Genomic DNA, 26,460 nt, shown 5'->3' on the forward strand with positions numbered 1-26,460 from the left:
GCGGCGTGTGCGCCGGCGCGTGCCGGCGGCCGAGGGGCCGTCAGGGGTACGGCCGTACGGTTTCCCCCTCACCGTACGGCCCCCCGCGCACCGAGGCACGTGCGGAGCTTCCCCCTGTTCGTGGTCATCAGCGCGGCCGTCGGCGGGCACACTGCGCAACACCCCGCCCCCGTGCGGGGGTCACGACCTCGTGGGCCCGCCGACCGACAACCCCGAATCTACGGTTCCGCGCCCCGCGGCACATCAGGGCTAGCCCTGAGCCGGGCCGAACGACGGGGCACGAACGCGTTTTTGAGCGCCCCGCCATGCCGCGCGTGCCCCCTTGTCACCGCCCGTCGCTCCCTCTAGCTTGGGCGCCTGCTGCTCTGTGCAAGCAAGGGGGGAACGCGACCATGGCCGTACGCGGACGACACCGCCGGTATCAGCCGAGCCGTATCAACCGGGCATCGCTCACCGTCACGGCGGGCGGCGCCGGAATGGCGCTCCCGCTCCTCGGGGCGGGCGCGGCGCACGCGGCGTCCGTGGACGTCTGGGAGAAGGTCGCGGCCTGCGAGTCCACCAACAACTGGAAGATCAACACCGGCAACGGCTATTACGGCGGGCTGCAGTTCACCCAGTCCACCTGGGAGGAGTACGGCGGTACGCGCTACGCCCCGCGCGCCGACCTCGCCACCAGGGACCAGCAGATCGCCATCGCCGAGAAGGTGCTCAAGGGACAGGGCCCGCGCGCCTGGCCCGCCTGCTCGGTGAAGGCGGGTCTCACCCGGGGCGGCGAGGCACCGGACATCGCCCCTCAGGGGAAGGCCGCACCGGCCGCCGCGCCCCGTGCCACGCCGCCCGCCACGCCGCGCTCCGCTCCCGCGACGCCCACCACCGTGCCCGGGCAGCGCGAGAGTTACACGGTGGCGCGCGGCGACTCGCTCTCCGACATCGCGGAGGAGCAGAAGGTCAGAGGGGGCTGGCAGCGCCTGTACGCCGCCAACCGCACGGTCATCGGCAGCGATCCGGACCTCATCATGCCGGGCCAGAAGCTGACGCTGCGTACGACGGCGGCGAAGCCGTCGGCCAAGGCGCCGAGCAAGCCGTCGACCGCACCGTCCGCCAAGCCGCCGGCCCCGCCGAAACCGGCGGCGAAGCAGCCTGCCGCCCAGCCGAAGCCCCAGCCGCCGGCCGCGAAGAAGCCCGCCGCCAAACCCGCCTCCGTCCCGAAGCCCCGGAGCGCGGGCTTCAGCGCCCCCGTCGAGGCCGACCCCGGCACCGCGTACCGCAAGGCGGGCTCCTCCTGGTCCAGCGGCTACCACACCGGCGTGGACTTCCCGGTGCCCACCGGCACCGCCGTCAAGGCCGTGGCGACCGGGCGGGTGGTGTCCGCGGGCTGGGGCGGCGCGTACGGCTACGAGGTCGTCATCCGCCACGACGACGGCAGGTACAGCCAGTACGCCCACCTCTCCGCGCTCACCGTCCGCGAAGGGCAGCGGGTCACCAGCGGCCAGCGCATCGCCCGTTCAGGATCGACTGGCAACAGCACCGGACCGCACCTCCACTTCGAGGTGCGGACGGGGCCGGGGTACGGCTCCGACATCGACCCCCTCGCGTACCTGAGGTCGGGCGGCGTACGGCTCTGACCCCTCGCCGGGGACCGCGCTCAGCAGGATGAGGCCGCCCGCCGCCACCACCCCGCAGCCCAGCGCCAGCACCGTGCCCGGTACGCCGTACCGGAACCGCTCGCCAAACAGCGTGAGCCCCACGGCGGCGGCCACCACCGGATTGACCACGGTGACCGTCGCCAGGGGCGCCGTCAGCCCCGCGCCCCGGTAGGACGCCTGCGACAGCGCCAGCCCGGCCGCCGCGAAGGCGGCGATGGTCAGCAGGCTCGGCCACTGGCCCAGCGGGTGGTGCGCGACGAAACCGACCGCGACGGCCTTCGTGAACACCGACGCGATCCCGAACGCCACGCCCGCCCCGGCGGCCAGCAGCACCCCGCGCGCCCCCGGCCGCCGCGCCAGGCCCCGCGCCGCCACGCACAGCACCGCGACCGCCCCGGCACCGGCCCCCGCCAGCAGCAGCCGGGCCCCGCCGTCCACCGCGCGCGCCCCGGCCTGCCCCGTCAGCGCGAGCAGCCCGGCCAGCCCCGCCGTCGCCATCACCACGCCGCGCCATCCGGCCGCCCCCGCCCGCCGCCCGGTGAAGAACGCGGCCAGCGGCAGCGCGAACACGATCGTCAGCGCGCCCAGCGGCTGGACCAGGCTCAGCGGCCCGTACGCCAGCGCCACCACGTGCAGCAGCGCGCCCAGCCCGTTCAGCACCACCGCCGCCCACCAGGCGGCGCTGCGCGCCGGCGCACCCGGGCGCGCGGCGACGCGCTCCTGCGTGATCGCCCCGGCCGCGTAGGCGACCGCGGAGACCAGCGACAACAGCACCGACAGGGCGAGGAGGCTCATGCCCCCACCCTCGCGCCCGAGATCGTTCACGTCGTCGTCCCTGAGCACGCAATCGGTCCTACTCCCGATGGAGTACGGGAGTACGAGAGGGCCGTTTGGCGGCAAGGCGCCGTGCTGACGTAAAGTTCGGCTTTTGAAACCTGCCAAACGAGTGATCGAGGAACCGAAGAGGCCATGACGGTGACTGAAGAGAACCAGGCGTACGGGCCGGGCATCGACCCCGAGCGTCTGGCCGTCTGCCTGAGCGTCCTCGAGGAGCTCGACAAGCTGGAGATCGACCACCCGGACGCGATCACCGTCCGCCGTGCCACGGCCGGTCTCTACCGCACCGTGAAGCAGCGCCGCCGCCAGGAGCGCCGGGCTGCCAAGACCGCCCACGACAAGGCGGTCACCGAGGCCACCGCCACCGGCTCCGCCGAGCGCATCGACGACGAGACGCAGGGCCTGCTGCCCTCCTCCTCGGCCGAAGGCGAGATCGCGGGCATCCTCCAGCGCCCCCGCTCCTGCTACATCTGCAAGAGCCGGTACGTCGAGGTCGACGCCTTCTACCACCAGCTGTGCCGCGACTGCGCCACCGAGAACCGGGCCAAGCGCGACGCCCGCACCGACCTGACCGGCCGCCGCGCGCTGCTCACCGGCGGCCGCGCCAAGATCGGCATGTACATCGCGTTGCGGCTGCTGCGTGACGGTGCCCACACCACCATCACCACCCGCTTCCCCAAGGACGCCATCCGCCGCTTCAAGGCGATGCCGGACAGCGACGAGTGGATCGGCCGGCTGAAGATCGTCGGCATCGACCTGCGCGACCCGGCGCAGGTCGTCGCGCTCGCCGACTCGGTCGCCGCCGAGGGCCCGCTCGACATCCTGATCAACAACGCCGCGCAGACCGTGCGCCGCTCGCCCCAGGCGTACCGGGAACTCGTCGCCGCCGAGTCCGCCCCGCTGCCGGCCGGTGAGCTGCCGCCCGCCGAGATCATCGGCACCTTCGGCAGCGGCGCCGTCGAGACGATGGCCGCCCTGCCGTCGTCCCGCAACGGCAGCGGGCTGACCGCCCAGGAGGTCACCGACCTGGCGCTGGTCAGCGGCTCCGCGTCGCTGGAGCGGATCGCCGCGGGCACCGCGATCGACGCCGGCGGTCTCGTCCCCGACCTGGCGGACACCAACAGCTGGATCCAGACGGTTTCCGAGGTCGACCCGGTCGAGCTCCTGGAAGTGCAGCTGTGCAATTCCACCGCGCCGTTCATCCTCATCAGCCGGCTCCGCTCGGCGATGGCGGCCTCCCCGGCCCGGCGTACGTACGTGGTGAACGTCTCCGCGATGGAGGGCGTCTTCAGCCGCGGGTACAAGGGCGCCGGGCACCCGCACACCAACATGGCCAAGGCCGCGCTGAACATGCTCACGCGCACCAGCGCCCAGGAGATGTTCGAGTCCGACCGCATCCTGATGACTGCCGTCGACACCGGCTGGATCACCGACGAGCGGCCGCACCCGGACAAGGTCCGGCTCGCCGAGGCGGGCTTCCACGCCCCGCTCGACCTGATCGACGGCGCGGCGCGGGTCTACGACCCCATCGTGCGCGGCGAGGCGGGCGAGGACCTGTACGGCTGCTTCCTCAAGGACTACGCGCCCGCCAACTGGTGATCACCACCCGGTGACCGGATGCTTGCGGAGTGTCCGGAACCTGCCTATGTGACGCGTTCCATCGAGCGCGGGGGCGCTCATTTGGTTAGTCTGGAGCGACGGTCGGCCGACAGGGATCCACGAAACTTCCTTCAGGCCGCCCCGGGAACACGGCCTGCCACCAAGGCTGCGGTCCCGCCCCAGTACCGGCGCCACCGCGACCGATCGGCAGCTATGTCCTCATAGGTTCGCGACACGAAGGAGTGCGCGGTGACACCAGAACTGACGAAGCAGGAACACCGTTCGGCGAAGGACGGCGACGGGTCCGGTCCATCGGACACGCTCGGCAGCCTCGAAGTGTGGGCCCGTTCGGCCCCCATCCGCCTGGCCGGATACGAGGAAGACCTCGCCGAGCCGCACATCCTGCCCGGCATCGACTGAGCCGGATCCCCGGGATCTTCCCAGGCTTCGCCCCGTGCCCTCCGCCATCCGTCGGAGGGCACGCGCGTGCCTTCCGTCACTCCCGCTCCTCCGCTGCGTCGAGCCGCGTCGGCGGCATGAACTCGCGCACGAACGTCCGGTGCCACCACGCGCCCGTGGCGCGCAGTTCGCGCCAGGTCGTGAAGCGGTACCGGTAGAGCCGGGCGCGGACGATCACGGGCGGGGCGTCCGGGAAGGGGTTGTGCCGCAGCAGCCGGAGCGTGTCCCGGTCCCCGTCGAGCAGCCGCTCCACCAGCCCGCCGAACCAGGAGTGGGCGTACGCCGGGGACAGCGCCGCGAACCACATCATCCAGTCCAGCCGCAGGTGGTACGGCGCGAACTGGCGCGGCAGCCGACGAACGTCGCCGGGCTTGCCCTTGAACTCGTACTCCCGCCACACCGTGCCCTCGTGGAGGACGGGCTCGTCCGTCCCCTCGAGGACGATCTCGTGGCGTACGCGGCCGACCGTTCCGAAGGCGCCGTAGGTGTTGACCAGGTGCAGCGGGTCGAAGGACATGTTCATCGCCTGGCGGCGGGAGAGCAGGTTGCGCACGGGGCGACGGCTGAGGAAGAGCACCAGGGCGGTGACGGCGAGGACGAGGATCCCGTACCAGAGCGGGGGAGCGGGCAGCGCGGGCGGCTCGGCGACGAGCGAGCCGTCCACCGCCGGCACGGCGAGCACGATGGTGATCCAGTTCAGCCAGGAGAAGTTGCCGGAGAGCACCAGCCACAGCTGAGTGACGATGATGGCGCCCGCCGCCGCGCTCGCCACCGGCTGCGGCGTGAAGAGCAGCACGGGGACGACCAGTTGGGTGACGTGGTTGGCCGCCGCCTCCACCCGGTGCAGGGGCCTGGGGAGATGGTGGAAGAACCAGCTCAGCGGCCCGGGCATCGGCTGCGTCTCGTGGTGGTAGTACAGGCAGGTCAGGTCGCGCCAGCAGGCATCGCCGCGCAGTTTGATCAGGCCCGCGCCGAACTCCACCCGGAACAGCAGCCAGCGCAGCAGGAACAGGATGAGCACGGGCGGCGCGGTGCGCTCGTTGCCGAGGAAGATCGCGAGGAAGCCGGTCTCCAGGAGGAGCGATTCCCAGCCGAAGCCGTACCAGGTCTGCCCGACGTTGACGATGGACAGGTACAGCGCCCACAGCACCGCCCACATCAGCATCGCCACCGCGAGCGGCACCGCGTCGCCCGCCCCCGCGACCAGCGCGGCGGCGAGCACGGCGCCGCTCCAGGCGCAGAGGGCGAAGAAGCGGTCCGAGTAGTGCCAGTGGAAGACGCTGGGCGCGCGGCGCGGTGATACGCGCCGCAGATACGCGGGGACCGGCAGCATGCCGCGCTCGCCGATCAGCGCGCGGAACTGGAGCGCGGCGCAGAGGAAGGCGACCAGGTAGAGCCCGGCGAGCGCCCGCTGGAAGACCAGTCTGCTCAGCCAGTAGTCGGACGAGGTGAACCAGAACCACTCCATCGGTTCCAGTATCGGCCGCGGATCATCCCGCCGCGATCTTTCGCAGCGTGCGGCCGAGGCGCCGGGCGTACCAGCGCTGGAGCACGGGGACGAGGGGCCCGCCCGCCCGTGTGTACCAGCGGGCGGGCCTGCTGAAGGCCGTGACCGTGAACCACACCGTCCCGTCCGCGCGCAGGTCCACGACGAACGACTCCTCGCCGCTCTCCGGGTGACCCTGGCGGGTGCCGTACGCGAAGCCCGTGCGGTCGTCCTCCTCGTACACGGTCCACACCACCTCGCAGGGCGCCGTGAGGCGCAGCGGGCCGAGGCCCAGGGAGACCTCGACGCCGGTACCGGGCTCGGCACGCGGCGACTCGGCGTGGATCCGGGCGCCCGAGGCGCGGTGCATGCGCCAGGTGGTGACGGCCGTGCCCGCTTCGAGGAAGACGTCCCGGCCGCGGCCGACGAGGACCTCCACGTGCAGGTGGTGGTAGCCGGCGGGGAGCGGGCGGGTGCGGGTGGCGCCGACCTCCGGGTAGTTGAGCGAGGGCGTGTCGCCGGTGGCGAGGCTGCGGATCAGGCGGGTCATGCGACGGGCTCCTTGAACGCCTTGAGGTCCTTGAGGTCTTTCACGGCGAGGTCTTTCACGGCCTTGAGGCCGTCGAGGTGTTCGCGGCCCTTGACGCGTTCGACGTCGGCGAGGCGCCGCCAGGCCAGCACCGAGCAGAGCGCGAAGCCGAGGGCGTTGCCGAGGCCGTGGGTGGCGGCCATCCAGGTCAGGCTGGGGTGGGGGAGCCCGGTGGCCTCGCCGACCGCCCAGCAGAGTGCCAGCAGCATGGTTGCCACGAGGACGGCGGAGGAGACGCGGAGCATCGCTCTCGTGAGCCGGTCGGGCCCGTCGCCGCGGACGTCCCGCCAGGTCAGCAGCGCGACCGCCCACATCCCGGCGGTGAGCACGAGTGCCCCGGCCAGTTCGGCCCAGTCGTTCAGGAAGTAGCCGAGCAGCACCAGCACGGTGCCGAGCGGCACACTCAGCGCGGCGAAGCGCCCGGCAGGCCGGTCCGTGGCCCGGCAGACGAGACCGGCCACCAGGGCGGCGGCGAAACCGGCGAAGTGGAAGTGCGGCACGGTCAGGGCCAGGATCTCCAGGTCGAAGCCGAACAGCGGGTGCCCGAGGCGCTCCGCGACCAGCGCGACCGCGGCGATCGACGGGCTCACCAGCGCGGTGGCCACGGCGATCCGGGCAGGCAGCGCCGACGCGGGCGTACGGACCAGGCGGCCCGGCGCGTGCAGCGCCAGGAGCACGGTGCCGACCGCGTAGCAACAGGCGAGCGCGGTGGCGGCGATGCCGCGAGGCAGCCACAGGGACGCCGCGCCCGGTAGCGCGAACAGCGGCCACACCGTCCGGACGGCCGCTGTTCCCCCGCCGTCCTCCGGATCGATCAGGCGCAGCCCCACCGGGACGATCACCAGCATGCCGAGGGCCACGATCAGCCCGACGAGCACGGACAACGCACCCACCCCTCCCCTTTGGTTGAACATGTTCAACTCGTAGCCCGAGCCTAGAGGCTCTGTTGAACGTGTTCAAGTCCACGGAAGGGCGGGTGCTTCCGGTTGCGGGGTCGGAGCGGATCCGGCAGACATAAAGGGCGAACAAGGCTGAAACGAGTGTTGAAAGGCGGGAGGGCCTCCGTGCGTACCACCCCACGTCGTCGCCGGTACGGCGCGCTCGCCACGCTCGCCGCCTCCACCGTCACCGCAGGGCTGCTGGCCACCGGCTGCGGCGGCGACGGTGACGGTGGGAAACCCCGCGGGGCCGGGGCGGTGGAGGGCCTACCCGGGCCCGGCGAGGTGCTGCTCCAGGCCGTCTCCGCCCATGGCCCCGCTCCCTTCACCCCCTCCACGGTCCGGCCGTCACCCGACGCGCCCGGCTCGCCGCCGTCGGCCGAGCCCGGCGCCGCGGCGGCGACCGGCGTCGTCTCCGGCGCCACTCCCGGGCTGTACGGCGGCGCCCGCTCGGTCGCCAGTTGCGACGTGGCGCGGCAGACCCGCCTCCTCACCTCCGACGACGCCAAGGCGGCCGCCTTCGCCCAGGCCGCCGGCGTCGCCCAGGTGCGCCTCGCCGCATGGCTGGACGGTCTCACGCCCGTGGTGCTGCGGACCGACACCCGCGTCACCGGACACGGTTACGGCGACGGCTCGGCCGCCGCCTTCCAGGCCGTCCTGCAGGCCGGGACCGCCGTCCTGGTGGACGAGTACGGCGCACCGCGCGTCCGCTGCGCCTCCGGAAGCCCGCTGCGCGCGCCGGTCGCCGAGGAAGGCGGGGTCGAGTACAAGGGGCAGTCGTGGCCCGGCTTCGACCCCGGACGGGTGGTGACCGTCAACGCCACCCACCACGCCGTCGAAAGCCTGTTCATCGTCAGTGTCGTCAGCAGCACCCTGATCGAGCGCCGCACCGGCACCGAGGGTGAGCAGGACCGCATCGTGACCGACGAGAGCGTCCTCTCGGCCGCGCGCCCCCCGGAACCGGCCGCCTCCCAGCCCGCCGCGCCGCAACCCGCCGGGCCGCAGCCCTCGTCTCCCGAGCCCGCCGCCCCGGAACCCGCGGCGCCCGAGCCCGCGGAGCCAGCCCCCCTCGACTCGGAGTCGGAGCCGGTGCCGGAGCCGGAGGCCGAGTTCCAGGCCGGCGAGGACGTACAGGACCAGGAAGAGACCCAGGAAGAGGACCAGGATCAGGATCTGTATCAGGACCAGGGGCACCTGATGGGGCCGGACAACGCGGCCGTCGAGCCGGAGCTCGACGAGGGCTGACGGCCCTCGTGAACCCTCCTCACGCTCCCGCGCGCGGTCGAAAAACCCGACAAATGATGGCAGAGTGGCCCCATGGTTGATCCGGCAGCGGATGCCCTGTCGCTTCCCGAGGACTGGCCCGCCCGCCCGGATCTGAGCCTGTCCCTCAACCGCATGGGCAGCTTCGACTGGGACCTGGACGCGGGACTGATGCATCTCGACCCGGCCGCCCTCGGCGTGTTCCAGGTGGACGCCGACGAGTACGACGGGCGGCCCGAGAGCCTCGCTCCGCGCGTCCCGCCGAGCGAGGCCATCCGCCTCGACGGCATGGTCACGCAGGCGCTGAAGAGCGGCAGCAGCCACTACGGCGCGTACTTCCGCATCCGCGACCGCGAGGGGAACCTGCGCTGGACCCACACCCAGGGGTTCATCCGGCGCGACGAGACCGGCCGGCCGCGCCGCATCATCGGCATCGTCCGGGACGCCACCCAGGAGCTCACCGAGTCCACCGCGCGCATCGAGGTGGACGCCGAGCGGCGCCGCCAGACCAGCGTCGTGGAGTCCACCACCGCGGCCCTCGCGCACGCCAGGACCGTCCAGGACGTCATCGACGTCCTGCGCGACTCGCACGGTCTCGAACACCTCGGGGCGACGAGCGTCGTCATGGGCCTGCTGGAGTCGGGCCGCATCCACCTGGTCGCCGACGGCCCGGACGGCTCCTTCGTGCCGGGCACCCGCTACACCCGGGTGGACGAGCAGTACCCGATGAGCGAGGTGATCCGCACCCTGGCACCGCGGTTCATCGAGTCGCCCGAGGACTTCGCCGGCTCGTACCCCATCCTCTGGCCGCACATCAGCGGCCTCGGCATCACCTCCGCCGCCTATCTGCCGCTCATCGCCCAGGCCCGGCCCATCGGCGCGCTCGGGCTGCTCTACAGCGACAAGTACGGCTTCTCCTCCGAGGACCGCAACGTCCTGGTGGCGCTCGGCAGCAGCATCGCGCAGAGCCTCCAGCGCGCCATGCTCTTCGAGCAGGAGCACGACCTCGCCGAGGGCCTCCAGCAGGCGATGCTGCCGCGCCGGATCCCGCAGGTCGCCGGGGCGCACATCGCCGTCCGCTACCGCTCGGCCCGGCTCGGCCGGGACATCGGCGGCGACTGGTACGACGTCATCCCCCTGCCCGGGGGTCGTGTAGGCGCCGTCATCGGCGACGTACAGGGCCACGACACGCACGCGGCGGCCGTCATGGGGCAGCTGCGCATCGTGCTGCGCGCGTACGCCGCCGAGGGGCACACCCCCGCCACCGTGATGGCGCGGGCCTCGGTCTTCCTCCACGAGCTGGACACCGACCGCTTCGCCACCTGCACCTACCTGGAGGCGGACCTGGCGACGGGCGTCGTGCAGATCGTGCGGGCGGGCCACGTCGACCCGCTGCTGAGGGACACCGACGGCAGCTGCCGCCGGGTGCCCGTCCCGGGCGGCATGCCACTGGGTCTCTCGGCGGAGTTCGGGCGGCTGGACTACCCCGTCTCCATCCTGGAGCTGGACCCGGGCCAGGCCCTGCTGCTGTACACGGACGGGCTCGTGGAGCAGCCCGGTTCCGATCTCGACGAGGGCATGCAGTGGCTGACGGCGGTCGTACGGCACGGACCGGAGGACCTCCAGCTGCTCGCCGACCACCTGTGCGACGTGGTCGACGAGCGCGGCGGCGACGACGACGTGGCGGTCCTGCTGCTGCGCCGCAGGGGCGGCTACACCCCGCAGGCCGGCGGGCGGCTCCAGCAGCACGTCGCGCAGAGCGACCCCGAGGCGCTGCGCTCGGCCCGCCACATGATCCGGGCGGCGGTCCAGGCCTGGGGCGCGGGGGAGCGGGCCGACGAGATCGAGCTCGTCGCCGACGAGCTGACCACCAACGCGCTGCTCCACACGGACGGCGGCGCCATCGTCACCCTGCGGATGCTGGCCGGCCACGAGCGGCGGCTGCGCGTCGAGGTGGAGGACCGCTCCAGCGTGCTGCCGCGCCGCCGGGAGGCCGGCGACTCCGGGTTGTCGGGGCGGGGGCTGCTGCTGGTGGACCGACTCGCCGACGTCTGGGGGGTGGAGTCGCGCGGCGGCGGCAAGTGCGTGTGGTGCGAGTTCGGCGTGCCGGAACGGCCGGAGATCCACAGGTCGTCCGTCATAGCGAAAACCCGCCCGACATGAACTGTTAACTGTCCGTAGAGCGATCGTGCTTGACCGTAACCGACGGAAGGCGATTGACTGCAGTTCCGTGGCCCCGCCTTCGACGACCTGGGGATCCCTTGAGCAGTGAGCTGCTGGCACCTCTCGATCTGGCCTTCTGGCACCTCGAATCGGCCGGCCACCCCATGCACCTCGGCGCGCTGGCCCGCTTCGACCCCGCGCCCGGGGACCCCGCCGGCCTGCTGCCGATCCTCGCCGAGCGCGCCGCAGCCATCCCGCGCCTGCGGATGCGGGTACGGGACGTCCTGCTGCCCGTCGGCGGCGCCCGCTGGAGCGTGGACAAGACCTTCGACGTCCACCGGCACGTCCACCACGTCCGGCTCCCGCAGGACGGGGACTTCGCCGCCGAAGCCACACGGCTCGCCGGGGAGCTGATGGAGCGGCCGCTCGAACGCGGGCTGCCGCCCTGGGAGATGTACCTGCTGACCGGGGCGCCCGGCGGCCCCTTCGCCGTCCTCGTCAAGCTCCACCACGCCCTCGCCGACGGCATGCGGGCCGTCGCCATCGGCGCCGGGATCTTCGACGAGATCGCCGACGCCGGGACCGCCACGGGTACCGCCCACCGAGCCGCCCCCCGCCGTCCGCGCCCGGTGCCGCCCCGCTCCTGGCTCCCCGGCCCCTGGCAGGTGTCCGGCGTCACGGACGCCGTCCGGGGGCGCGCCGAGGACCTCGGCCGCGCCCTCGGCGTCGGCGCCTCCGTCCTGGGCGCCTCCGTCGTCCGCGCCGGCCGCCACGACCCGCACGGCACCCCGGCGCTCGCCGCGGACTCCAGTGGGACACGGCGCCTGGCCACCGCCGAGCTGGACCTGGAGGAGGTGCGCCGGGTCCGCCGGGTCAGCGGCGGCACCGCCAACGACGTGCTGCTCGCCGTGGTCGCCGGAGCGCTGCGCCACTGGCTGCTGGAGCGCGGCGACCCGCTCCCCGCCGCCGACCCGTGCGCCCTGGTGCCCGTCTCCCGGCGTCGGCCCGGCTCGCCGCCCGACTGCGGCAACAAGTTCTCCGCGTACCTCCTCGACCTGCCCCTCGGCGACCCCGACCCGCTGAGCCGCCTCGCCGCCGTACGCCGCGGCATGGACCGCAACAAAGCGGCCGGCCCCTCGCGCGGGCCCGGCGCCGTCGCCGTACTCGCCGACCAACTGCCGCCGCTCGCCCACCGCTTCGGCACACCGCTGGCCGGCGGCGCGGCCCGCATGCTCTTCGACCTCCTGGTCACCAACGTGCCCCTGCCCCGCTCCACGCTCTCCCTCGCCGGCAGCCCGCTGCGCGCCCTGTACCCGATGGCGCCGCTCGCCCGCGGCCAGGCCCTCGCCCTCGCCATGTCGCCGTACGGCGGACGCGTCCACACCGGGCTCGTCGCCGACGGCCGGGCCCTGCCCGACCTGGACCGCCTCGCGCACGCCCTGCACACCGAACTCGCCGAGCTGGTCAAGGCCACCGACCGATCCCCGGGCTCCTGAGGCAAGCTGGAACCATGCCCGAACTGCCCGAGGTCGAAGCGCTGCGCGAGCTCCTCGGCGAGCACCTCGTCGGCCAGGAGATCGCCCGCGCCCTGCCGGTCGCCATCAGCGTGCTGAAGACGTACGACCCGCCGCTCGGCGCCCTCGACGGCCGTGAGGTCACCGGCGTGGCGCGGCACGGCAAGTTCCTCGACATCGCGACGGCCGGGCCCGCCGGGACGGCGGGGGAGCTGCACCTGGTGATCCACCTGGCCCGCGCCGGCTGGCTCCAGTGGCGCGACGTCCTGCCCTCCGGGCCGCCCCGCCCCGGCAAGGGCCCGCTGGCGCTGCGGGTCGCGCTCACCGGCGGCGACGGCTTCGACCTCACCGAGGCCGGCACCACCAAGCGCCTCGCCGTCCACCTCGTACGCGATCCGGCCGAGGTGCCGGGTGTCGCCCGCCTCGGCCCGGACCCGCTCGCCGGCGACTTCGACCGGGACGCCTTCGCGGCGCTCCTCGCCGGGGAACGGCGCCGGCTCAAGGGCGCGCTGCGCGACCAGAGCCTCATCGCCGGGATCGGCAACGCCTACAGCGACGAGATCCTCCACGCCGCCCGCATGTCCCCGTTCAAACCGGTCGGGAACCTCACCGAGGACGAGACGACCGCGCTGTACGAGGCGATGCGCGCGACCCTGCGGGAGGCGGTGGAGCGCTCGCACGGGCTGGCCGCCGGGCGGCTCAAGGCGGAGAAGAAGAGCGGCCTGCGCGTCCACGGCCGCACCGGCGAGCCGTGCCCCGTCTGCGGCGACACCATCCGCGAGGTCTCCTTCAGCGACTCCTCGCTGCAGTACTGCCCCACCTGCCAGACCGGCGGCAAGCCGCTCGCCGACCGCCGCCTGTCCCGCCTGCTGAAGTGACCCCGTGACCCCCGATGGGGCGAGTGACTCCTCAAGGGAACGAGTGACCCCTCAAGGGGCGACGGACACCAGCCGCCGCCCCTCGCGGTCGCGTACCTCCAGCCGGGCGATCTCGTCGCGCCGCAGTGCCGTGCCGCCCTCGACGACGGGGTCGTCACCGCTGACGGGCGTCGCCCAGCTCATCACCGGCCACTCCCGCCCGTCCCTCCCGACCGCCACCAGGTCGCAGACGTGCGGCCCCCGCACCCCCGCCACCCGGACGGCCACTTCCGTGCCCCACGCCCGGTCCCGCAGTGCCAGCGCCGCCGTCACCCCGGTGGCCGGGTCGGTCGCCGCCACCGCGCCCCGCTCCGGAGACGCCGGCTCGTCGTCGGCCCCGAGCAGGGCGGCGCCCGGCACGCCGACCGCGAGCGCCGCGGCCGCCGCGACCAGGCGCCCGCGCCACCGGCGTACCCGGGGAAGCGGCGCGGCGGCGCGCCGGTGCCTCCGCGCGGGCCCCCTCCTCCGCCCGGGCCCCGATCTCGACCCCGGTCCCGGCCCCGCCGCCCGTCCCGGCCTCAGCGGCTCCCGGCCGGCCAGCTGCGCCAGCGCCGCCACCGTCCCGGTGAGGTCCGCCAGCCGCATGGCGCAGGGCACGCAGGCCGCGAGGTGCTCCTCGCAGCGCAGCGCGTCCGCCGGTTCCAGCACGCCCAGCGCATAGGCGGCGACATCGGCGGCACCGGCGGCATCGTGGTGCCGCTCCCGCAGACCCATGGGTGTGCCCCATTCCCCGTATCGTCATCGTCCGTCAGCGTCCCGCCATCGCCGGGATGGTCCCGCTGTGCTGTCGTGAACGAGTACGCAGACGAGCGGCTTCTCGCTCAATCACCCCACGCCTACACTCCGCACCATGCTGCGCGTACTGGCCGTCGACGACGAGAAGCCCGCCCTCGAGGAGCTGCTCTACCTGCTCCGCCGCGACCCCCGCGTGCGCAGCGCGGAGGGCGCCACCGACGCGACCGAGGCCCTGCGCCGCATCGGCCGGGCCCTGGAGGCGGGCCCCGGCGGCGAGGACGCCATCGACGTCGTCTTCCTCGACATCCACATGGCCGGGCTCACCGGACTCGACGTCGCCCGGCTGCTGGCCGGCTTCGCCCGGCCGCCGCTGATCGTGTTCGTCACCGCCCACGAGGGCTTCGCCGTCCAGGCGTTCGACCTCAAGGCGGTGGACTACGTCCTCAAACCGGTCCGCACGGAGCGCCTCGCCGAAGCCGTACGCCGCGTCGCCGACCTGACCGCCCCCGCCGGCCGGCCCGGGGCCGCCGCCCCGGAGCAGATACCGGTCGAACTCGGCGGCGTCACCCGCTTCGTACCGGTCGACGACATCGCCTACGTCGAGGCGCAGGGCGACTACGCGCGCCTGCACACCGACGAGGGCAGCCACCTCGTGCGCATCCCGCTGTCCACGCTGGAGGAGCGGTGGGCGGCGCGCGGCTTCGTACGGATCCACCGCAGCCACCTCGTCGCGCTCGGCCGCATCGACGAGCTGCGCCTCGACGCCGGGGCGACCACCGTGCGCGTCGGCAGCGCCGAGCTGGCGGTCAGCCGCCGCCACGCCCGCCAACTGCGCGAGCTGCTGATGCGGCACGTCCGCAGGTGAACCCCCTACCCCGGTCCCGGCCCGCTGCGTAGACTCCACAGCTCAGCCCACCCCAACCACCCCGACCCGCAGCCGACCCCGGACGACGATGCCCGCAGAGCAGCCCACCGCGCGCCGCCCGCGCCGCGAGACCGTGACCGGCGTGCCGCGCTCCGCCCGCAGGACCGCCCGTCCGCCCGGCCACGCCCCGGCCCGCTCCGAGATCAGCGAGCAGACCTCCCTCGGCCACACCTACGTACGCTCCCTGATGCGCAGCCAGCTGCGTGCCGCGCTCTCGGCGCTCGCCACCCTCGCCCTGGTCGTCGGCACCCTGCCCCTGCTGTTCGCGCTGCCCCAGGCCCTCGACGCCACCGCGCCGTCGCCCGCGCCCTTGGTCTGGGCCGCCCTCGGTGTCGGCGTCCACCCCGTCATGTGGCTCGTCGCCCGCTGGTACGTGCGCCGCGCGGAGCGCAACGAACGCGACTTCACCGGCCTCGTGGAAGGCCGCTGAACAGCAGTGGACGCGAACCGGACCGTGGACCCGACGTGAACCAGACCTACGCGATCGCCGCCGTCACCGCCGTCGTCCTCGCCACCGTGCTCATCGGCTCCCTGGGCCTGCGCATCTCCCGCACCACCTCCGACTTCTACGTCGCCTCGCGCACCGTGCGCCCGGGCCTCAACGCCGCCGCCATCAGCGGCGAGTACCTCTCCGCCGCCTCCTTCCTCGGCGTCGCCGGACTCGTCCTGCTCCAGGGCCCCGACATGCTCTGGTACCCGGTCGGCTACACCGCCGGATACCTGGTCCTGCTGGTCCTCGTCGCCGCCCCGCTGCGCCGCTCGGGCGCGTACACCCTCTCCGACTTCGCCGAGGCCCGGCTGGAGTCGCCGCGCGCCCGGCGGCTCGCCAGCCTCCTCGTCGTCGGCATCGGCTGGCTGTACCTGCTGCCGCAACTCCAGGGCGCGGGGCTGACGCTGGAGATCCTCACCGGCGCGCCCGAGTGGGTCGGCGGGCTCGTCGTGGCCGTCGTCGTCACCGGCGCCGTGGCGGCGGGCGGCATGCGCAGCATCACCTTCGTCCAGGCGTTCCAGTACTGGCTGAAGCTCACCGCCCTGCTGGTGCCCGCGCTCTTCCTCGTCACGGCCTGGCTCGGCGACGACGCCCCACGCGCCCGCTTCGACGCGCCCGCCGTCTTCCGGGAGCACACGCAGGTACGCGTCGACGACACCGTACGCATCGACGTCGACGCCCCGCTGACCCTCGGCGTCTCCGGCCGCGTCGACGAGGTCCCGTACGACGGCGGCCGCGTCACCCTCGCCGAGGGAACCCACCGCGTCGAGGCCGGCACCACGCTCACCTTCCCCGAGGGCGCCCGGGTCCCCGAGCGCGCCGCCACCGGGACCGACCCCCTCGGCTGGTCGCAGCCGCTGGCCGGCGGCCGCGACGGCACCCAGCCGGACGGGCGGCAGCTGTACGCCACCTACGGGCTGATCCTCGCCACCTTCCTCGGCACCATGGGCCTGCCCCACGTCGCCGTCCGCTTCTACACCAGCCCCCACGGCGGGGCCGCGCGCCGCACCACCCTCGTCGTCCTCGGCCTGATCGGCGTCTTCTACCTCCTGCCGCCGGTCTACGGCGCGCTCGGCCGGATCTACGCGCCCGAGCTCGCGCTGACCGGCGCGGCGGACGCCGCCGTGCTCGTGCTGCCCGACCGGGTCGTGGGCGGGCTCGCCGGGGACCTGCTCGGCGCGCTGCTCGCGGGCGGCGCGTTCGCGGCCTTCCTGTCGACGGCCTCCGGGCTGACCATGTCGGTCGCCGGGGTCCTCGGCCAGGACGTGCTGCCCTCGCGCGGCGTACGGCACTTCCGGCTGGCGGCACCTCTCGCCATGGCCGTACCGCTGGGGCTGAGCCTGGTGGCGACGAAGGTGCCGGTGGCGGACGCGGTCGGGCTGGCGTTCGCGGTGTCGGCGTCGTCGCTCTGCCCGCTGCTGGTGCTCGGCATCTGGTGGCGGCGGCTGACCCCGCCCGGCGCGATGGCCGGGCTCGTCACCGGCGGCGGGGCCGCGCTCACCGCCGTCATGGCCACCCGCGCGGGCCTCGCCCCCGAAGGGTGGCCGCACACCCTGATGGCCTGGCCCGCCGTCTGGTCGGTGCCGCTCGGCTTCCTCACCATGGTGGGCGTCTCCCTGGCGACGCCCCGCCACGTGCCCGCCGGGACTCCCGCGATCCTGGCCCGGCTCCACCTGCCCGAGGGGATCGTCGGCCGGCCCGACCGCGAGGGGGCCGAGCGGTGAGCGGGACCCTCCTCGCCGCGCTGGCCGCCGCCGGGGCCGTGCTCCTCGCCGCCGGGTTCGCACTCGGCCGGCTCACCGCCCGGCGCGCCGGGCGGGACGTCCTCGACCTCGGCACGCCCGTCGAACGCGCCACCTTCCACACCCTGCACACCGCCTCCCTCGCCGCGCCGCCGCTGCGCGCCGGGCTCACCGAGGACACCGCCCGCAAGGCCGCCCGGCGGCTGCGGCCGCTGCTCGGCACCGAGGCGCTGTGCCTCACCGACCGCACCGCCGTCCTCGCCTGGGACGGGCCCGGCGCCGCCCACCACCGCGACCAGGTGATGGAGCGGGTCGCCGAGCTGCTGGACTCGGGCCGCAGCCAGAGTGTGCGCACCGAGTGCGGTGACCTGGACTGCCCGCTGCGCTGGGCCGTCCTCGCCCCGCTCACGGGCGAGGAGGGCGTGCTCGGCGCCCTCGTCGCGTACGGCTCGCGCGAGTCGGCGGTGCTGGTGCGGGCGGCGACGGAGGTGGCCCGCTGGGTCTCCGTCCAGCTGGAGCTGGCGGAGCTCGACCTGTCCCGGACCCGGCTCATCGAGGCCGAGATCCGCGCCCTGCGGGCCCAGATCTCCCCGCACTTCATCTACAACTCGCTCGCCGCCATCGCCTCGTTCGTCCGTACAGACCCGGAGCACGCCCGCGAACTGCTCCTGGAGTTCGCCGACTTCACCCGCTACTCCTTCCGGCGGCACGGCGACTTCACCCAGCTCGCCGACGAGCTGCGCTCCATCGAGCAGTACCTGGCGCTCGCCGGGGCGCGGTTCGGCGACCGGCTCCAGGTCACCCTGCAGGTGGCGCCGGAGGTGCTGCCGGTGACGCTGCCGTTCCTCTGCCTCCAGCCGCTCGTCGAGAACGCCGTCAAGCACGGCCTGGAGGACTCGCGCACCACCTGCCGGGTCACCATCGCGGCGCGTGACGCGGGCGCCGAGGCGGTCGTCACCATCGAGGACGACGGCGTCGGCATGGACCCCGCCGTCCTGCGGGCCATCCTCGCGGGCGAGCGCCCCCAGTCCTCCGGCATCGGGCTGTCCAACGTCGACGAACGGCTGCGCCAGGTGTACGGGGACGACTACGGGCTGGTGGCGGAGACGGGCGTGGGCGCGGGCATGAAGGTGACGGTGCGTGTCCCGAAGTATCACGCGGGTGTGCACCGCGACCCACCGGTGTCCGGTCAGGTGTGAAAAGTCCTGTTTTGGGGACGCGGGTGCATGGTGGCGACCGCTCCAGGCGATCGCTCGACCGGGAGGTATCCACCGGGAGGCAGCCATGCCCATCCATGACCACTACCAGCTGGACTTCGGGCAGGACACAGTCGTAGAGGTGCACCGTACGGATCGCACGGGCGCCGGCGGGCACCCGGTGTACGCCGACGACACGGGCATCGTCCTGGCGGAGATCAGCGACCGGGGCGAAGTGCGGATGATGGCGAGCGGCGGCCACCAGGACCCCGCCGCGAGGGTCCGGGCGCGTCCCGTCCAGCCGCACTGACACCCACCGCCGCACACCCGCGCGCGGGCGCTCAGTACAGGCGCAGCGCGAGGTGCCCGAGCGGCAGGCCCACCTCCCAGGCGGGCAGCCACACGCGCGCCGACTCGTCCACCGTGAGCCCGGCCACCGGAGCGGCGGACAGCGCGCCCAGGTCGGTGGCGAGCAGCTGGGTGGACTCCAGCAGCCGCCAGGTCTCGTGGGCGAGCGCCAGCCCCGCATCCGGCACCAGCCCCGCGTCCGCCGCGCGCCGCGCGGCGAGCCGGTCGCGGACCCAGTCGTCCCAGGGGTGCCCGTACGCGGTGAGGGCGAGCCACTCGTCCAGCCGGGCCTCCCTCCCGGCCTCCGTGGACACCTCGGCGACCCCGTCGCAGAGGTAGAACGTGAGCGCGAGCGTCCGGCGGCCCGCCCGGTACTCGAGCGAACCGGGCGCGACCAGTCCGCCCGAGCGCAGCAGCTCATCGGCTAAGTACTCGGCACACAGCCAGGCCATCGGGACCGCCAGCCCGCCTCCGTCGGTGCCGTTCGTGCTCTCGGGCCGCAACGTTCCCACCTTCTTCCGGACGTTCTTCGGTGCGCGCGGTGCGCCTTTCCAGACGACGAGCCTCCACCGTGCGGCACGGCCGGGGGCGCGCTTTTGCCCAACTCGGTGCTGTGGTTTCGAATACGTTCAGGCCGCGCCCGTGACCCACGGGGGCCGGGTGGAAGCGGGGCCGTCAGGGGCGCACGGGATAGCCCGGCAGGTACCGGCCGAGCGCCCGCAGCGCGTAGTGCGAGCGCGACTTGACCGTCCCGGCCGGTATGCCGAGCTCTGCCGCCGCCTCCTTCACCGACAGGCCGTCGAAGTAGATGCGGACGAGCACCGCGCGGTGCTCCGGGCTCAGCTCCCGTACCGCCGCGCGGACGTCGAGGGCCGCCACCGCCGACTCGGTGGCGTCGGCCGGGTCCGGCGTGGTGGCGAGCACGCCGTCGCCGATCTCGGCGGGGCGGGCCAGCCGGGAGCGTCGGGCGTCGATCGCGAGGCGCCGGCCCACCGTGAAGAGCCACGGCCGCATCGACTCGTACGGCGCCTCGAACGCCTCGGGGTGCTGCCAGGCGCGGACCAGCGTCTCCTGCATCAGGTCCTCGGCGCGCTGCCGGTCCCCGTACGTCAGCCCGAGCAGGAAGCTCAGCAGCGCGGGCCCGTGCTCGCGCTGGAGCTCCGCCAGGGTCCGCTCGTCGGTGGTCGGCGTCGCCGTCGCCGTCGTCATCGTTCCCGTCCCTTCGCGCCGTGCCGCGTCACTGGGTCCGTATACGAGCGCATCCGGGCGCCGAGGGACAGGCGGCGCACCGCGATCTGCGGCGAGCGGTCGCACCGAGCGGCGAATGGTGCGGCGAACGGTCGACGGAGGTCGCTTGGCCCCCTTCAGGCAATTTGTGTGATTTTGCGATTTAAAGGATTGAATGATTCTTAGATCCCGTAGGGATTCCAGGGAGCCAGCAGCTGGTGCACACCCCCGAAGCCCCTACGGAGCCCGGCCATGACCACCGCCATGACCAACCCACGCACCCGCCCCCGCCCGCGCGTCCGACGGAAGACGGTGGCCGCGACCGCCGTGCTGCTCTCCGTGACGGCCGGCTGCGCGGGCGCCCAGCCCTCCGGCGCGCCCGCCGCGGCACGGCACGAGAAGCCGGCCGCGCACGAGAAGACGGCCGCGCCCGTACCCTCCTCGGCCGGCGGCGCCGCCGCCCACTCCGAGCGGCGCGGTTTCACGCTCGTCGCCAGCGGCGACGTCCTGCCGCACGCCTCGATCATCCGGCAGGCCCAGGCGGACGCGGCCACCACCGGCAAGGGCGGGGGGTACGACTTCGGCCCCATGCTCTCCGGGGCGAAACCCGTCGTCTTCGCGGCCGACCTCGCGATCTGCCACATGGAGACGGTGTACGGCCCCGACGGCGGCCCCTACACCGGCTACCCCAGCTTCAAGTCGCCGCCCCAGATCGCCGGCGCACTGCGCGAGACCGGCTACGATTCCTGCTCCACGGCCTCCAACCACACCCTGGACGACGGCATGGACGGGCTGCGCCGCACGCTGGACGCCCTCGACAAGGCGGGCGTCAAGCACGCGGGCTCGGCCCGCAGCGCCGAGGAGGCCGCCCGCCCCACCCTCCTCAAGGCCGGTGGCGCCACGGTCGCGCACCTGGCCTACACCTACGGCACCAACGCCGATCCGCTGCCCTCGGGGCAGTCGTGGGCGGTCAACCTCATCGACGAGGAGAAGATCGTCACGGACGCCCGGGCGGCCCGCGAGGCCGGCGCCGACGTGGTCGTGGTGAGCATGCACTGGGGCACCGAGTGGCAGACCGAGCTGGACCAGCAGCAACTGGACCTCGCCCGCAGCATGACCGCGTCGGCCCGGGACGGCCGCCCCGACGTCGACCTCGTGATCGGTACGCACGTGCACGCCCCGCAGGCGTACGAGAAGGTGAACGGCACCTGGGTCGTCTACGGCATGGGCGACCAGATCGCCGGCGACATGATCAACAACAAGGGGGTCTTCGACCCGCGCGGCAATCAGGGCACCATCGGCCGCTTCACCTTCGTGCCGCCGGCGAAGCCCGGTGGCCGGTGGGAGGTCGAGAAGGCCGAGTACCTCCCGCACTGGTTCAACACCGCCACGGGCAGGGTGGTGAACCTGAACGCCGCGATCGAGCGGGGCGAGAACCTCACCGCCGTGCGCGACGAGATCCGGCAGGCCGTCCTCGGCCGCGGCGCGGACAAGGACGGCCTGGTGATGGGGAAGTGAAGGGGGAGTAGCGGCTACGCCTCCGGCCCGGGCGGCGGCGCCTGCCCCGTCCGGGCCTCACCCCTCGCCAGGTGGGACCGGCGGTAGGAGTAGCCGAAGTAGACCACCAGCCCCAGCAGGAACCAGACGGCGAACCGGGCCCAGGTCTGCCACTGCAGGAACGTGATCAGCCAGAGCGAGAAGACCACACCGATCGCCGGCACGAACGGCATGCCGGGCGTACGGAAGGTGCGCGGCAGCTCCGGCCGCTTGTAGCGCAGCACGATGACGGCGACGCACACGACCACGAAGGCCAGCAGGATGCCGATGTTGGTCAGCTCGGCCGCCTCGCTGATCGGCAGGAACCCGGCGATCAGCGCGGACGCGACACCGGCGATCCAGGTCACGCGGGTGGGTACGTGCCGGGTCGGGTGCGTCTTGGCGAACCAGGCCGGCAGCAGCCCGTCCCGCGACATGGAGAACCACACGCGGGTGCAGCCCAGCATGAAGGTGAACATCACGGTGAGGATGCCGATGATCGCGCCCACCGCGATGACGTCCGCGAGCGCGTCGAGGCCCACCGACTTGAACGCGGTGGAGAAGCCGCTCTCCTTGTCGATCTCCGTGTACTTCTGCATGCCGGTCAGCACCAGGCAGGCCAGCACGTACAGCACCATCGAGACGGCGAGCGAGTACACGATCGCCTTCGGCATGTGGCGCTGCGCGTCCTTGGACTCCTCCGCCGCCGTCGACATCGCGTCGTAGCCGAAGACGGCGAAGAAGACGGTCGCCGCTCCGGTGAACGCCCCGCTCGCCCCGAACGGGAAGAACGGGCTGTAGTTGGTGGTGGTGACGTGGAAGAAGCCGACCACGATCACCAGCAGCACCACGAGCACCTTCAGCACCACGACGACCGTCTCGACGCGGGCCGCGTTCCTGATGCCGAGCGTGAGCAGATACGCGATCAGCAGGCAGAGCAGGGCGGCGAAGAGATCCACCTTGTGGCCCTCGCCCGTGCCCGGAGCGCCCAGCATCCACGCGGGCAGCTCCGCGCCCACCTCGCCGAGCAGGAAGGTGAAGTAGCCCGAGATGCCGATCGCGACGACCGACACGATCGCGGTGTACTCCAGCAGCAGGTCCCAGCCGATGAACCAGCCGGCGATCTCGCCGAGGACCGCGTAGCCGTACGTGTACGCCGACCCGGCCTTCGGGATGAGCCCGGCGAACTCGGCGTAGCTGAACGCGGCGGCCGCGCTCGCCACCCCCGCGATGAGGAACGAGATCAGTACCGCCGGACCGGCCGTGCCGTTCGCGACGGTCCCGGCGAGGGTGAAGATGCCCGCGCCGATGATGCCGCCCACGCCGATGGCGGTGAGCTGCCACAGGCCCAGGGTCCGGGTGAGGTGTTCCTCCGCCTCGCCCTCTTCGATGTGCTCGATCGGTTTGCGGCGCAGAATGCCCTGCCCCGCGCGGAGTCCGGCCATGGGCGTCACCTCTTTGCATACGGCATCGGCTGACCGCCGATCATGATGGCTCAGCCGCGGGCTCGGCGGAAGACACCACACACCAGGGGGATCGATTGCGCCACTCGTCCCAACGAGTGCAATCGGGCGCCCCCGCCGGTGTGGGTCAGGGGGAGAGGGCATCCGCCATGCGAGTTATTAATCATGAAAAACGATCAGATGCCTACGGGTCGGCGGATGGTGCTGCGCATCGCCGCCGCGCTCGGGGCCACCACCACCGTCGGGCTCTTCGCGTCGGACCGGTTCGCGTCGCCCGGGCGCACCGCCGCCCCGCCCGCCCCGTCCGCGTCCCGCGCCCCCGGTGCCGCCGGCGCCCCCGGGCGGGCCGCCGTCGCGCCGCCCGCGGCCGCCGGGCCCCAGGCGCAGGCCCGCGCGCGCCTCGCGCCCTCCGCGTACCGCCTCCAGCCCATGACCGGGGACGGCCCGGCCCGCTTCCGGCGCGCCGTGCCGCCGGTGCGGCAGCGGCCCTTCCTGCGCATGTCCGGCACCGGCCGCACGATGGTCCTCTCCTTCGACGACGGGCCCGACCCCCGCTACACCCCGGCCATCCTCAGCACCCTGCGGGCGTACGGCGTGCGCGCGATGTTCTTCGTCTGCGGGGGACTCGCCTCCGCCCGCCCGGACCTGCTGCGCGAGATGACGGCCGACGGCCATGTCATCGGCAACCACTCCTGGTCGCACCCGAACGTCACCAAGCTGGCCCCCTCGGCCATCCGCGACGAACTCGGCTCCACCAGCGACCTGATCGAGCGCGTCACCGGCACCCCGCCGCTGTGGTACCGGGCCCCGTACGGCGCCTGGAACCGGCACTCGTTCGAGATCGGCGCCGAGCTCGGCATGGAGCCGCTCGCCTGGACCGTCGACACCCTGGACTGGACGGAGCCGGGGACCGCGAGCATCGTCAGCCGGGTCCTCGACGGGGCGGGGCCCGGCGTCGTGGTGCTCTCCCACGACGCGGGCGGCGACCGCTCGCAGAGCGTGGCGGCGCTGAAGACCTATCTGCCCCGGCTGCTGTCGGCCGGCTACCACGTGACCGTGCCGCGCAGATGAGGCGTACGGCAGCACGGGCCGCCGGGACACGCGTCCCGGCGGCCCGTTCGTGCGCGGTGCCCTCCAGCGGGCCTTGGCGGGCCTCAGCGGGCCTGCACCATCCGCGCGAAGACCACCACGTTGCCGTCGTACCCGCCGGCCTTCGAGTAGCCGCCGCCGCAGGTGATCACGCGCAGCTCCGCGTGCCCGGTGTCCCCGTAGACGCGTACGCCGGGGAAGTCCTGCTTGGAGAAGACCTCGATGCCGTACACCTCGAAGACCGCCACCCGGCCGTCGTAGCGCGTGACCTCCACCAGCTGGCCGCGCTTGACCGAGCCGAGCCGGTAGAAGACGGCGGGCCCGGACTCGTTGTCGACGTGGCCGACGACGATCGCCGTACCGCGCTGGCCCGGCGAGATGCCGTTCTGGTACCAGCCCGCCAGGTTGGGGTCCTGCGCCGGCGGGGCGTCGATCCAGCCCTCCTTGTCCAGGCCCACGTCCATGATCGGGGCGTCGACGTTGACCGCCTCGATCCGGATGCGCGACGCGGGCGCGTATGCCAGTGTCTGCAGCGAGGCCGGCGGGGTGGGGGCCGCGGCGACACCGCGCTCCGAGGGCGTCGCGAGGGCCGCGGGCTGCGGCGGACCGAGCTGGTCGTCAACGCCGTTCCGCACCATCGCGAGACCGGTGAGCATGACGAGGGCCAGTGCGCCCCACGGCGAGCGTCTCCGCCAGTCGAAGCCGCTGTGGTCCAGACCCATGGTTCTCCCTTCGAGGCGTCTGTACGCACGCTAAGGGCGGCGCAAGAGGCGGGCGATCAGTGAGGCGCGAACGGGTGGCGCGGGCGCCGGACGGGTGATGACCCATACGAGTAGTCGTGCACCACCGGCCTGACGGTCTGTGACCTGCGGCTCCGTCAGCTCCACCGGCGTCGCACCGGCGTGTCGCCTCACCGGGGTGGACCAATGCTCAAAATGCGGTGATCGGACTGGCTTGTGATGGTTCGTCGTGGAGAGACGTACTCGTCGAATTTCCCGGAGCGCCGCTTCGGGGCGTCTTCCACAGGAGGTTCAACCATGCGTGCTTCACGCGCTCTCGCGGTGGCCGCCACCGCGTTCGCGGCCGTCGGAGTCTGCGCTCCGGCGGCCGTCGCCACCGGTGGTACCGGTGGCGGTACCGGAGGCAACGGTCCCACCAACGTCACCGTCCGTCCCACGCAGGTTCACCAGGGCGGCCAGCTCGCGGTGAGCGCCTCGGGGTGCAACCGGGGCGGCAGCGTCACGTCCAACGCCTTCCCTCCCACCGCACTCACCCTGAACCGCTCCGGCAACTCCGCCGCCACCCCCCGGATCTACGACCACGCCACGCCCGGCCAGTACAACCTGGCCGTCAAGTGCAACGACAGCCCCCTGGTCGTCACCCGCACCTTCACGGTCATCGCCGGCCGCGGCGCGCAGGGCGGCCTCGGTGGCTCCATGGCCCCGAGCTCCACCGAGATGACCATCGGCGCCGCGCTCGTCGGCACGGCGGCCATCGGCGGCGGGCTGTTCATCAGCCGGCGCCGCCGCCTGAGCGGCGGAAAGGTCTGACCGGCCGAACCTCCCGGTCGGCCGAATACGCCCGTCGCCCCGAGTCCTCCCTGAGGGCTCGGGGCGACGGGCTTTCCGGGGCTCGTCCGGTTGCCTTCTGCGGTTGTCCTTCGGTTGTTCTCCGGTTGTCAGTGGCGGCGGTGCTCGGCCCGGCGGCGCGCCACGAAGATGACGCCGGTGGCCGCGGCCACCACCAGGCCCGTACCGAGGGCGAGCTGGCCGGTGTGCCAGCCGCCGACGCTGCCGCCGAGGCCGCCGCGCGCGCCACGGGTGGGCGCGACCGTCGCGGTGGCCGTCCTGGTGACGGTCGGGGCCGCGGTGGACCTGGTCGTCGGCGTGGCGGTGGCCATGGCGATCCTGAGGTCCACGGAGCCGGGGCTGCCCCCGGCGCAGGTGAAGTTCACCGTGTAGACCGCGCCGCGCCTGGCGTCCCAGTCGACGGTGGCCGTCGCCGACCCGCCGGCCGGGATGGTCACCGTGTCGAAGACGCCCGCCGACGCCATGGCCGTACCCGGGCAACCGGGGGCGGAGAGGGTGATCCTGCCACCCGGCTGCACGGTCGTCGGGTTGATGAGGAAGTCGCCCTGCTGCGCGGCGGCGGGTGTGGTGAGGGCGAGGGCGGCCGCTCCCAGCAGAGCGGCGGACGCGGCACGTATCGCGCGCATGGTCGATCCTCCGGGTCCCGAGGGGCAGCTGCGGAACGGATTTCCACAAAGGGTCTGATATGCACCTCGATGCCCGAAACGCT

The 26,460-nt window shown here is 73.5% G+C and carries 25 protein-coding genes; 15 read left to right on the top strand and 10 right to left on the bottom strand.

Annotation, left to right across the window (positions count from 1 at the left end; translation table 11 throughout):
* The first annotated feature begins 392 nt into the window (after positions 1–392).
* Entirely contained in the window at positions 393–1,625 is a 1,233-nt protein-coding gene (locus ACIRNI_RS21655) for a transglycosylase family protein (RefSeq protein WP_403553322.1), read from the top strand.
* Here the strand turns inward: ACIRNI_RS21655 and ACIRNI_RS21660 are convergent.
* Positions 1,506–2,471, bottom strand: coding sequence for a DMT family transporter (locus ACIRNI_RS21660; RefSeq protein ID WP_403553324.1), 966 nt, complete (start codon positions 2,469–2,471; stop codon positions 1,506–1,508). The genes ACIRNI_RS21655 and ACIRNI_RS21660 overlap by 120 nt on opposite strands.
* Positions 2,472–2,615: 144 nt before the next feature.
* Between ACIRNI_RS21660 and ACIRNI_RS21665 the strand changes: the two genes are divergently transcribed.
* Entirely contained in the window at positions 2,616–4,082 is a 1,467-nt protein-coding gene (locus ACIRNI_RS21665) for an SDR family NAD(P)-dependent oxidoreductase (RefSeq protein ID WP_403553326.1), read from the top strand.
* A 249-nt stretch (positions 4,083–4,331) separates the two neighbouring features.
* Entirely contained in the window at positions 4,332–4,502 is a 171-nt protein-coding gene (locus tag ACIRNI_RS21670; protein WP_403553327.1) for a hypothetical protein, read from the top strand.
* A gap of 76 nt (positions 4,503–4,578) precedes the next feature.
* On the opposite strand, the gene ACIRNI_RS21675 is transcribed toward ACIRNI_RS21670, so the two are convergent.
* Genes ACIRNI_RS21675 through ACIRNI_RS21685 form a run of 3 tightly spaced genes read right to left on the bottom strand, consistent with a single transcriptional unit; the run spans position 4,579 to position 7,500 of the window.
* Positions 4,579–6,009, bottom strand: coding sequence for a lipase maturation factor family protein (locus ACIRNI_RS21675; protein ID WP_403553329.1), 1,431 nt, complete (start codon positions 6,007–6,009; stop codon positions 4,579–4,581).
* Positions 6,010–6,031: 22 nt separating this feature from the next.
* The gene (locus ACIRNI_RS21680) at positions 6,032–6,577 is read right to left on the bottom strand and encodes a DUF1990 family protein (protein WP_403553331.1); all 546 of its coding nucleotides are present in this window, start codon (positions 6,575–6,577) and stop codon (positions 6,032–6,034) included.
* Positions 6,574–7,500 (bottom strand): YndJ family protein, encoded by a 927-nt coding sequence (locus ACIRNI_RS21685; RefSeq protein ID WP_403553765.1) that lies wholly within the window; start codon positions 7,498–7,500, stop codon positions 6,574–6,576. The genes ACIRNI_RS21680 and ACIRNI_RS21685 overlap by 4 nt, the downstream gene beginning before the upstream one ends.
* A 180-nt stretch (positions 7,501–7,680) precedes the next feature.
* On the opposite strand from ACIRNI_RS21685, the gene ACIRNI_RS21690 reads away from it, so the two are divergent.
* From ACIRNI_RS21690 to ACIRNI_RS21705, 4 genes are all read left to right on the top strand, one after another.
* Positions 7,681–8,799, top strand: a complete 1,119-nt coding sequence (locus ACIRNI_RS21690; protein WP_403553333.1) for a DUF6777 domain-containing protein — start codon at positions 7,681–7,683, stop codon at positions 8,797–8,799.
* Between the two features lie 72 nt (positions 8,800–8,871).
* Positions 8,872–10,980, top strand: a complete 2,109-nt coding sequence (locus ACIRNI_RS21695) for a SpoIIE family protein phosphatase (protein ID WP_403553335.1) — start codon at positions 8,872–8,874, stop codon at positions 10,978–10,980.
* A gap of 98 nt (positions 10,981–11,078) precedes the next feature.
* A complete protein-coding gene (locus tag ACIRNI_RS21700) occupies positions 11,079–12,476 on the top strand; it encodes a wax ester/triacylglycerol synthase family O-acyltransferase (protein WP_403553337.1) in 1,398 nt (465 codons plus the stop codon).
* Positions 12,477–12,490: 14 nt separating this feature from the next.
* Positions 12,491–13,372 carry an Fpg/Nei family DNA glycosylase gene (locus ACIRNI_RS21705; protein ID WP_403553339.1) on the top strand — a complete coding sequence of 294 codons (882 nt, stop codon included), beginning with the start codon at positions 12,491–12,493 and terminating at the stop codon, positions 13,370–13,372.
* A 51-nt stretch (positions 13,373–13,423) separates the two neighbouring features.
* Here the strand turns inward: ACIRNI_RS21705 and ACIRNI_RS21710 are convergent, their stop codons facing one another.
* Entirely contained in the window at positions 13,424–14,125 is a 702-nt protein-coding gene (locus ACIRNI_RS21710) for a zf-HC2 domain-containing protein (RefSeq protein ID WP_403553341.1), read from the bottom strand.
* A gap of 136 nt (positions 14,126–14,261) precedes the next feature.
* Here ACIRNI_RS21710 and ACIRNI_RS21715 point away from each other — a divergent pair, with 136 nt between their 5' ends.
* The 5 genes from ACIRNI_RS21715 (at position 14,262) to ACIRNI_RS21735 (ending at position 18,809) form a co-directional block, all read left to right on the top strand.
* Positions 14,262–15,011, top strand: a complete 750-nt coding sequence (locus ACIRNI_RS21715) for a LytR/AlgR family response regulator transcription factor (protein ID WP_403553343.1) — start codon at positions 14,262–14,264, stop codon at positions 15,009–15,011.
* Positions 15,012–15,099: 88 nt separating this feature from the next.
* Complete coding sequence (locus ACIRNI_RS21720) at positions 15,100–15,501, top strand: hypothetical protein (protein WP_403553345.1); 402 nt, start codon at positions 15,100–15,102, stop codon at positions 15,499–15,501.
* Between the two features lie 35 nt (positions 15,502–15,536).
* Entirely contained in the window at positions 15,537–17,285 is a 1,749-nt protein-coding gene (locus ACIRNI_RS21725) for a cation acetate symporter (RefSeq protein WP_403553347.1), read from the top strand.
* Positions 17,282–18,502, top strand: a complete 1,221-nt coding sequence (locus ACIRNI_RS21730; RefSeq protein ID WP_403553349.1) for a sensor histidine kinase — start codon at positions 17,282–17,284, stop codon at positions 18,500–18,502. The genes ACIRNI_RS21725 and ACIRNI_RS21730 overlap by 4 nt, the downstream gene beginning before the upstream one ends.
* An 85-nt stretch (positions 18,503–18,587) precedes the next feature.
* Positions 18,588–18,809, top strand: a complete 222-nt coding sequence (locus ACIRNI_RS21735) for a DUF6296 family protein (protein ID WP_403553351.1) — start codon at positions 18,588–18,590, stop codon at positions 18,807–18,809.
* Positions 18,810–18,840: 31 nt separating this feature from the next.
* Here ACIRNI_RS21735 and ACIRNI_RS21740 read toward each other — a convergent pair whose 3' ends face one another.
* Positions 18,841–19,350 (bottom strand): hypothetical protein, encoded by a 510-nt coding sequence (locus tag ACIRNI_RS21740; RefSeq protein WP_403553353.1) that lies wholly within the window; start codon positions 19,348–19,350, stop codon positions 18,841–18,843.
* A gap of 172 nt (positions 19,351–19,522) precedes the next feature.
* Entirely contained in the window at positions 19,523–20,056 is a 534-nt protein-coding gene (locus ACIRNI_RS21745; protein WP_403553355.1) for a sigma-70 family RNA polymerase sigma factor, read from the bottom strand.
* 270 nt (positions 20,057–20,326) lie between these two features.
* Here ACIRNI_RS21745 and ACIRNI_RS21750 point away from each other — a divergent pair, with 270 nt between their 5' ends.
* Positions 20,327–21,592 carry a CapA family protein gene (locus tag ACIRNI_RS21750; protein WP_403553356.1) on the top strand — a complete coding sequence of 422 codons (1,266 nt, stop codon included), beginning with the start codon at positions 20,327–20,329 and terminating at the stop codon, positions 21,590–21,592.
* A gap of 14 nt (positions 21,593–21,606) precedes the next feature.
* Here the strand turns inward: ACIRNI_RS21750 and ACIRNI_RS21755 are convergent, their stop codons facing one another.
* On the bottom strand, positions 21,607–23,055 hold the full coding sequence (locus ACIRNI_RS21755) for an amino acid permease (RefSeq protein ID WP_403553358.1): 1,449 nt from the start codon (positions 23,053–23,055) through the stop codon (positions 21,607–21,609).
* 183 nt (positions 23,056–23,238) lie between these two features.
* Here ACIRNI_RS21755 and ACIRNI_RS21760 point away from each other — a divergent pair, with 183 nt between their 5' ends.
* Positions 23,239–24,144, top strand: a complete 906-nt coding sequence (locus tag ACIRNI_RS21760; RefSeq protein WP_403553360.1) for a polysaccharide deacetylase family protein — start codon at positions 23,239–23,241, stop codon at positions 24,142–24,144.
* Between the two features lie 83 nt (positions 24,145–24,227).
* Here ACIRNI_RS21760 and ACIRNI_RS21765 read toward each other — a convergent pair whose 3' ends face one another.
* Positions 24,228–24,884, bottom strand: a complete 657-nt coding sequence (locus ACIRNI_RS21765; protein ID WP_355365665.1) for a class F sortase — start codon at positions 24,882–24,884, stop codon at positions 24,228–24,230.
* A gap of 315 nt (positions 24,885–25,199) precedes the next feature.
* Here ACIRNI_RS21765 and ACIRNI_RS21770 point away from each other — a divergent pair, with 315 nt between their 5' ends.
* A complete protein-coding gene (locus tag ACIRNI_RS21770; RefSeq protein WP_403553362.1) occupies positions 25,200–25,712 on the top strand; it encodes a hypothetical protein in 513 nt (170 codons plus the stop codon).
* A gap of 128 nt (positions 25,713–25,840) precedes the next feature.
* Here the strand turns inward: ACIRNI_RS21770 and ACIRNI_RS21775 are convergent, their stop codons facing one another.
* On the bottom strand, positions 25,841–26,377 hold the full coding sequence (locus tag ACIRNI_RS21775; RefSeq protein ID WP_403553364.1) for a hypothetical protein: 537 nt from the start codon (positions 26,375–26,377) through the stop codon (positions 25,841–25,843).
* Positions 26,378–26,460: the final 83 nt, after the last annotated feature.

The sequence above is a fragment of the Streptomyces sp. NPDC093546 genome, assembly GCF_044765045.1.
Classification (GTDB): domain Bacteria; phylum Actinomycetota; class Actinomycetes; order Streptomycetales; family Streptomycetaceae; genus Streptomyces.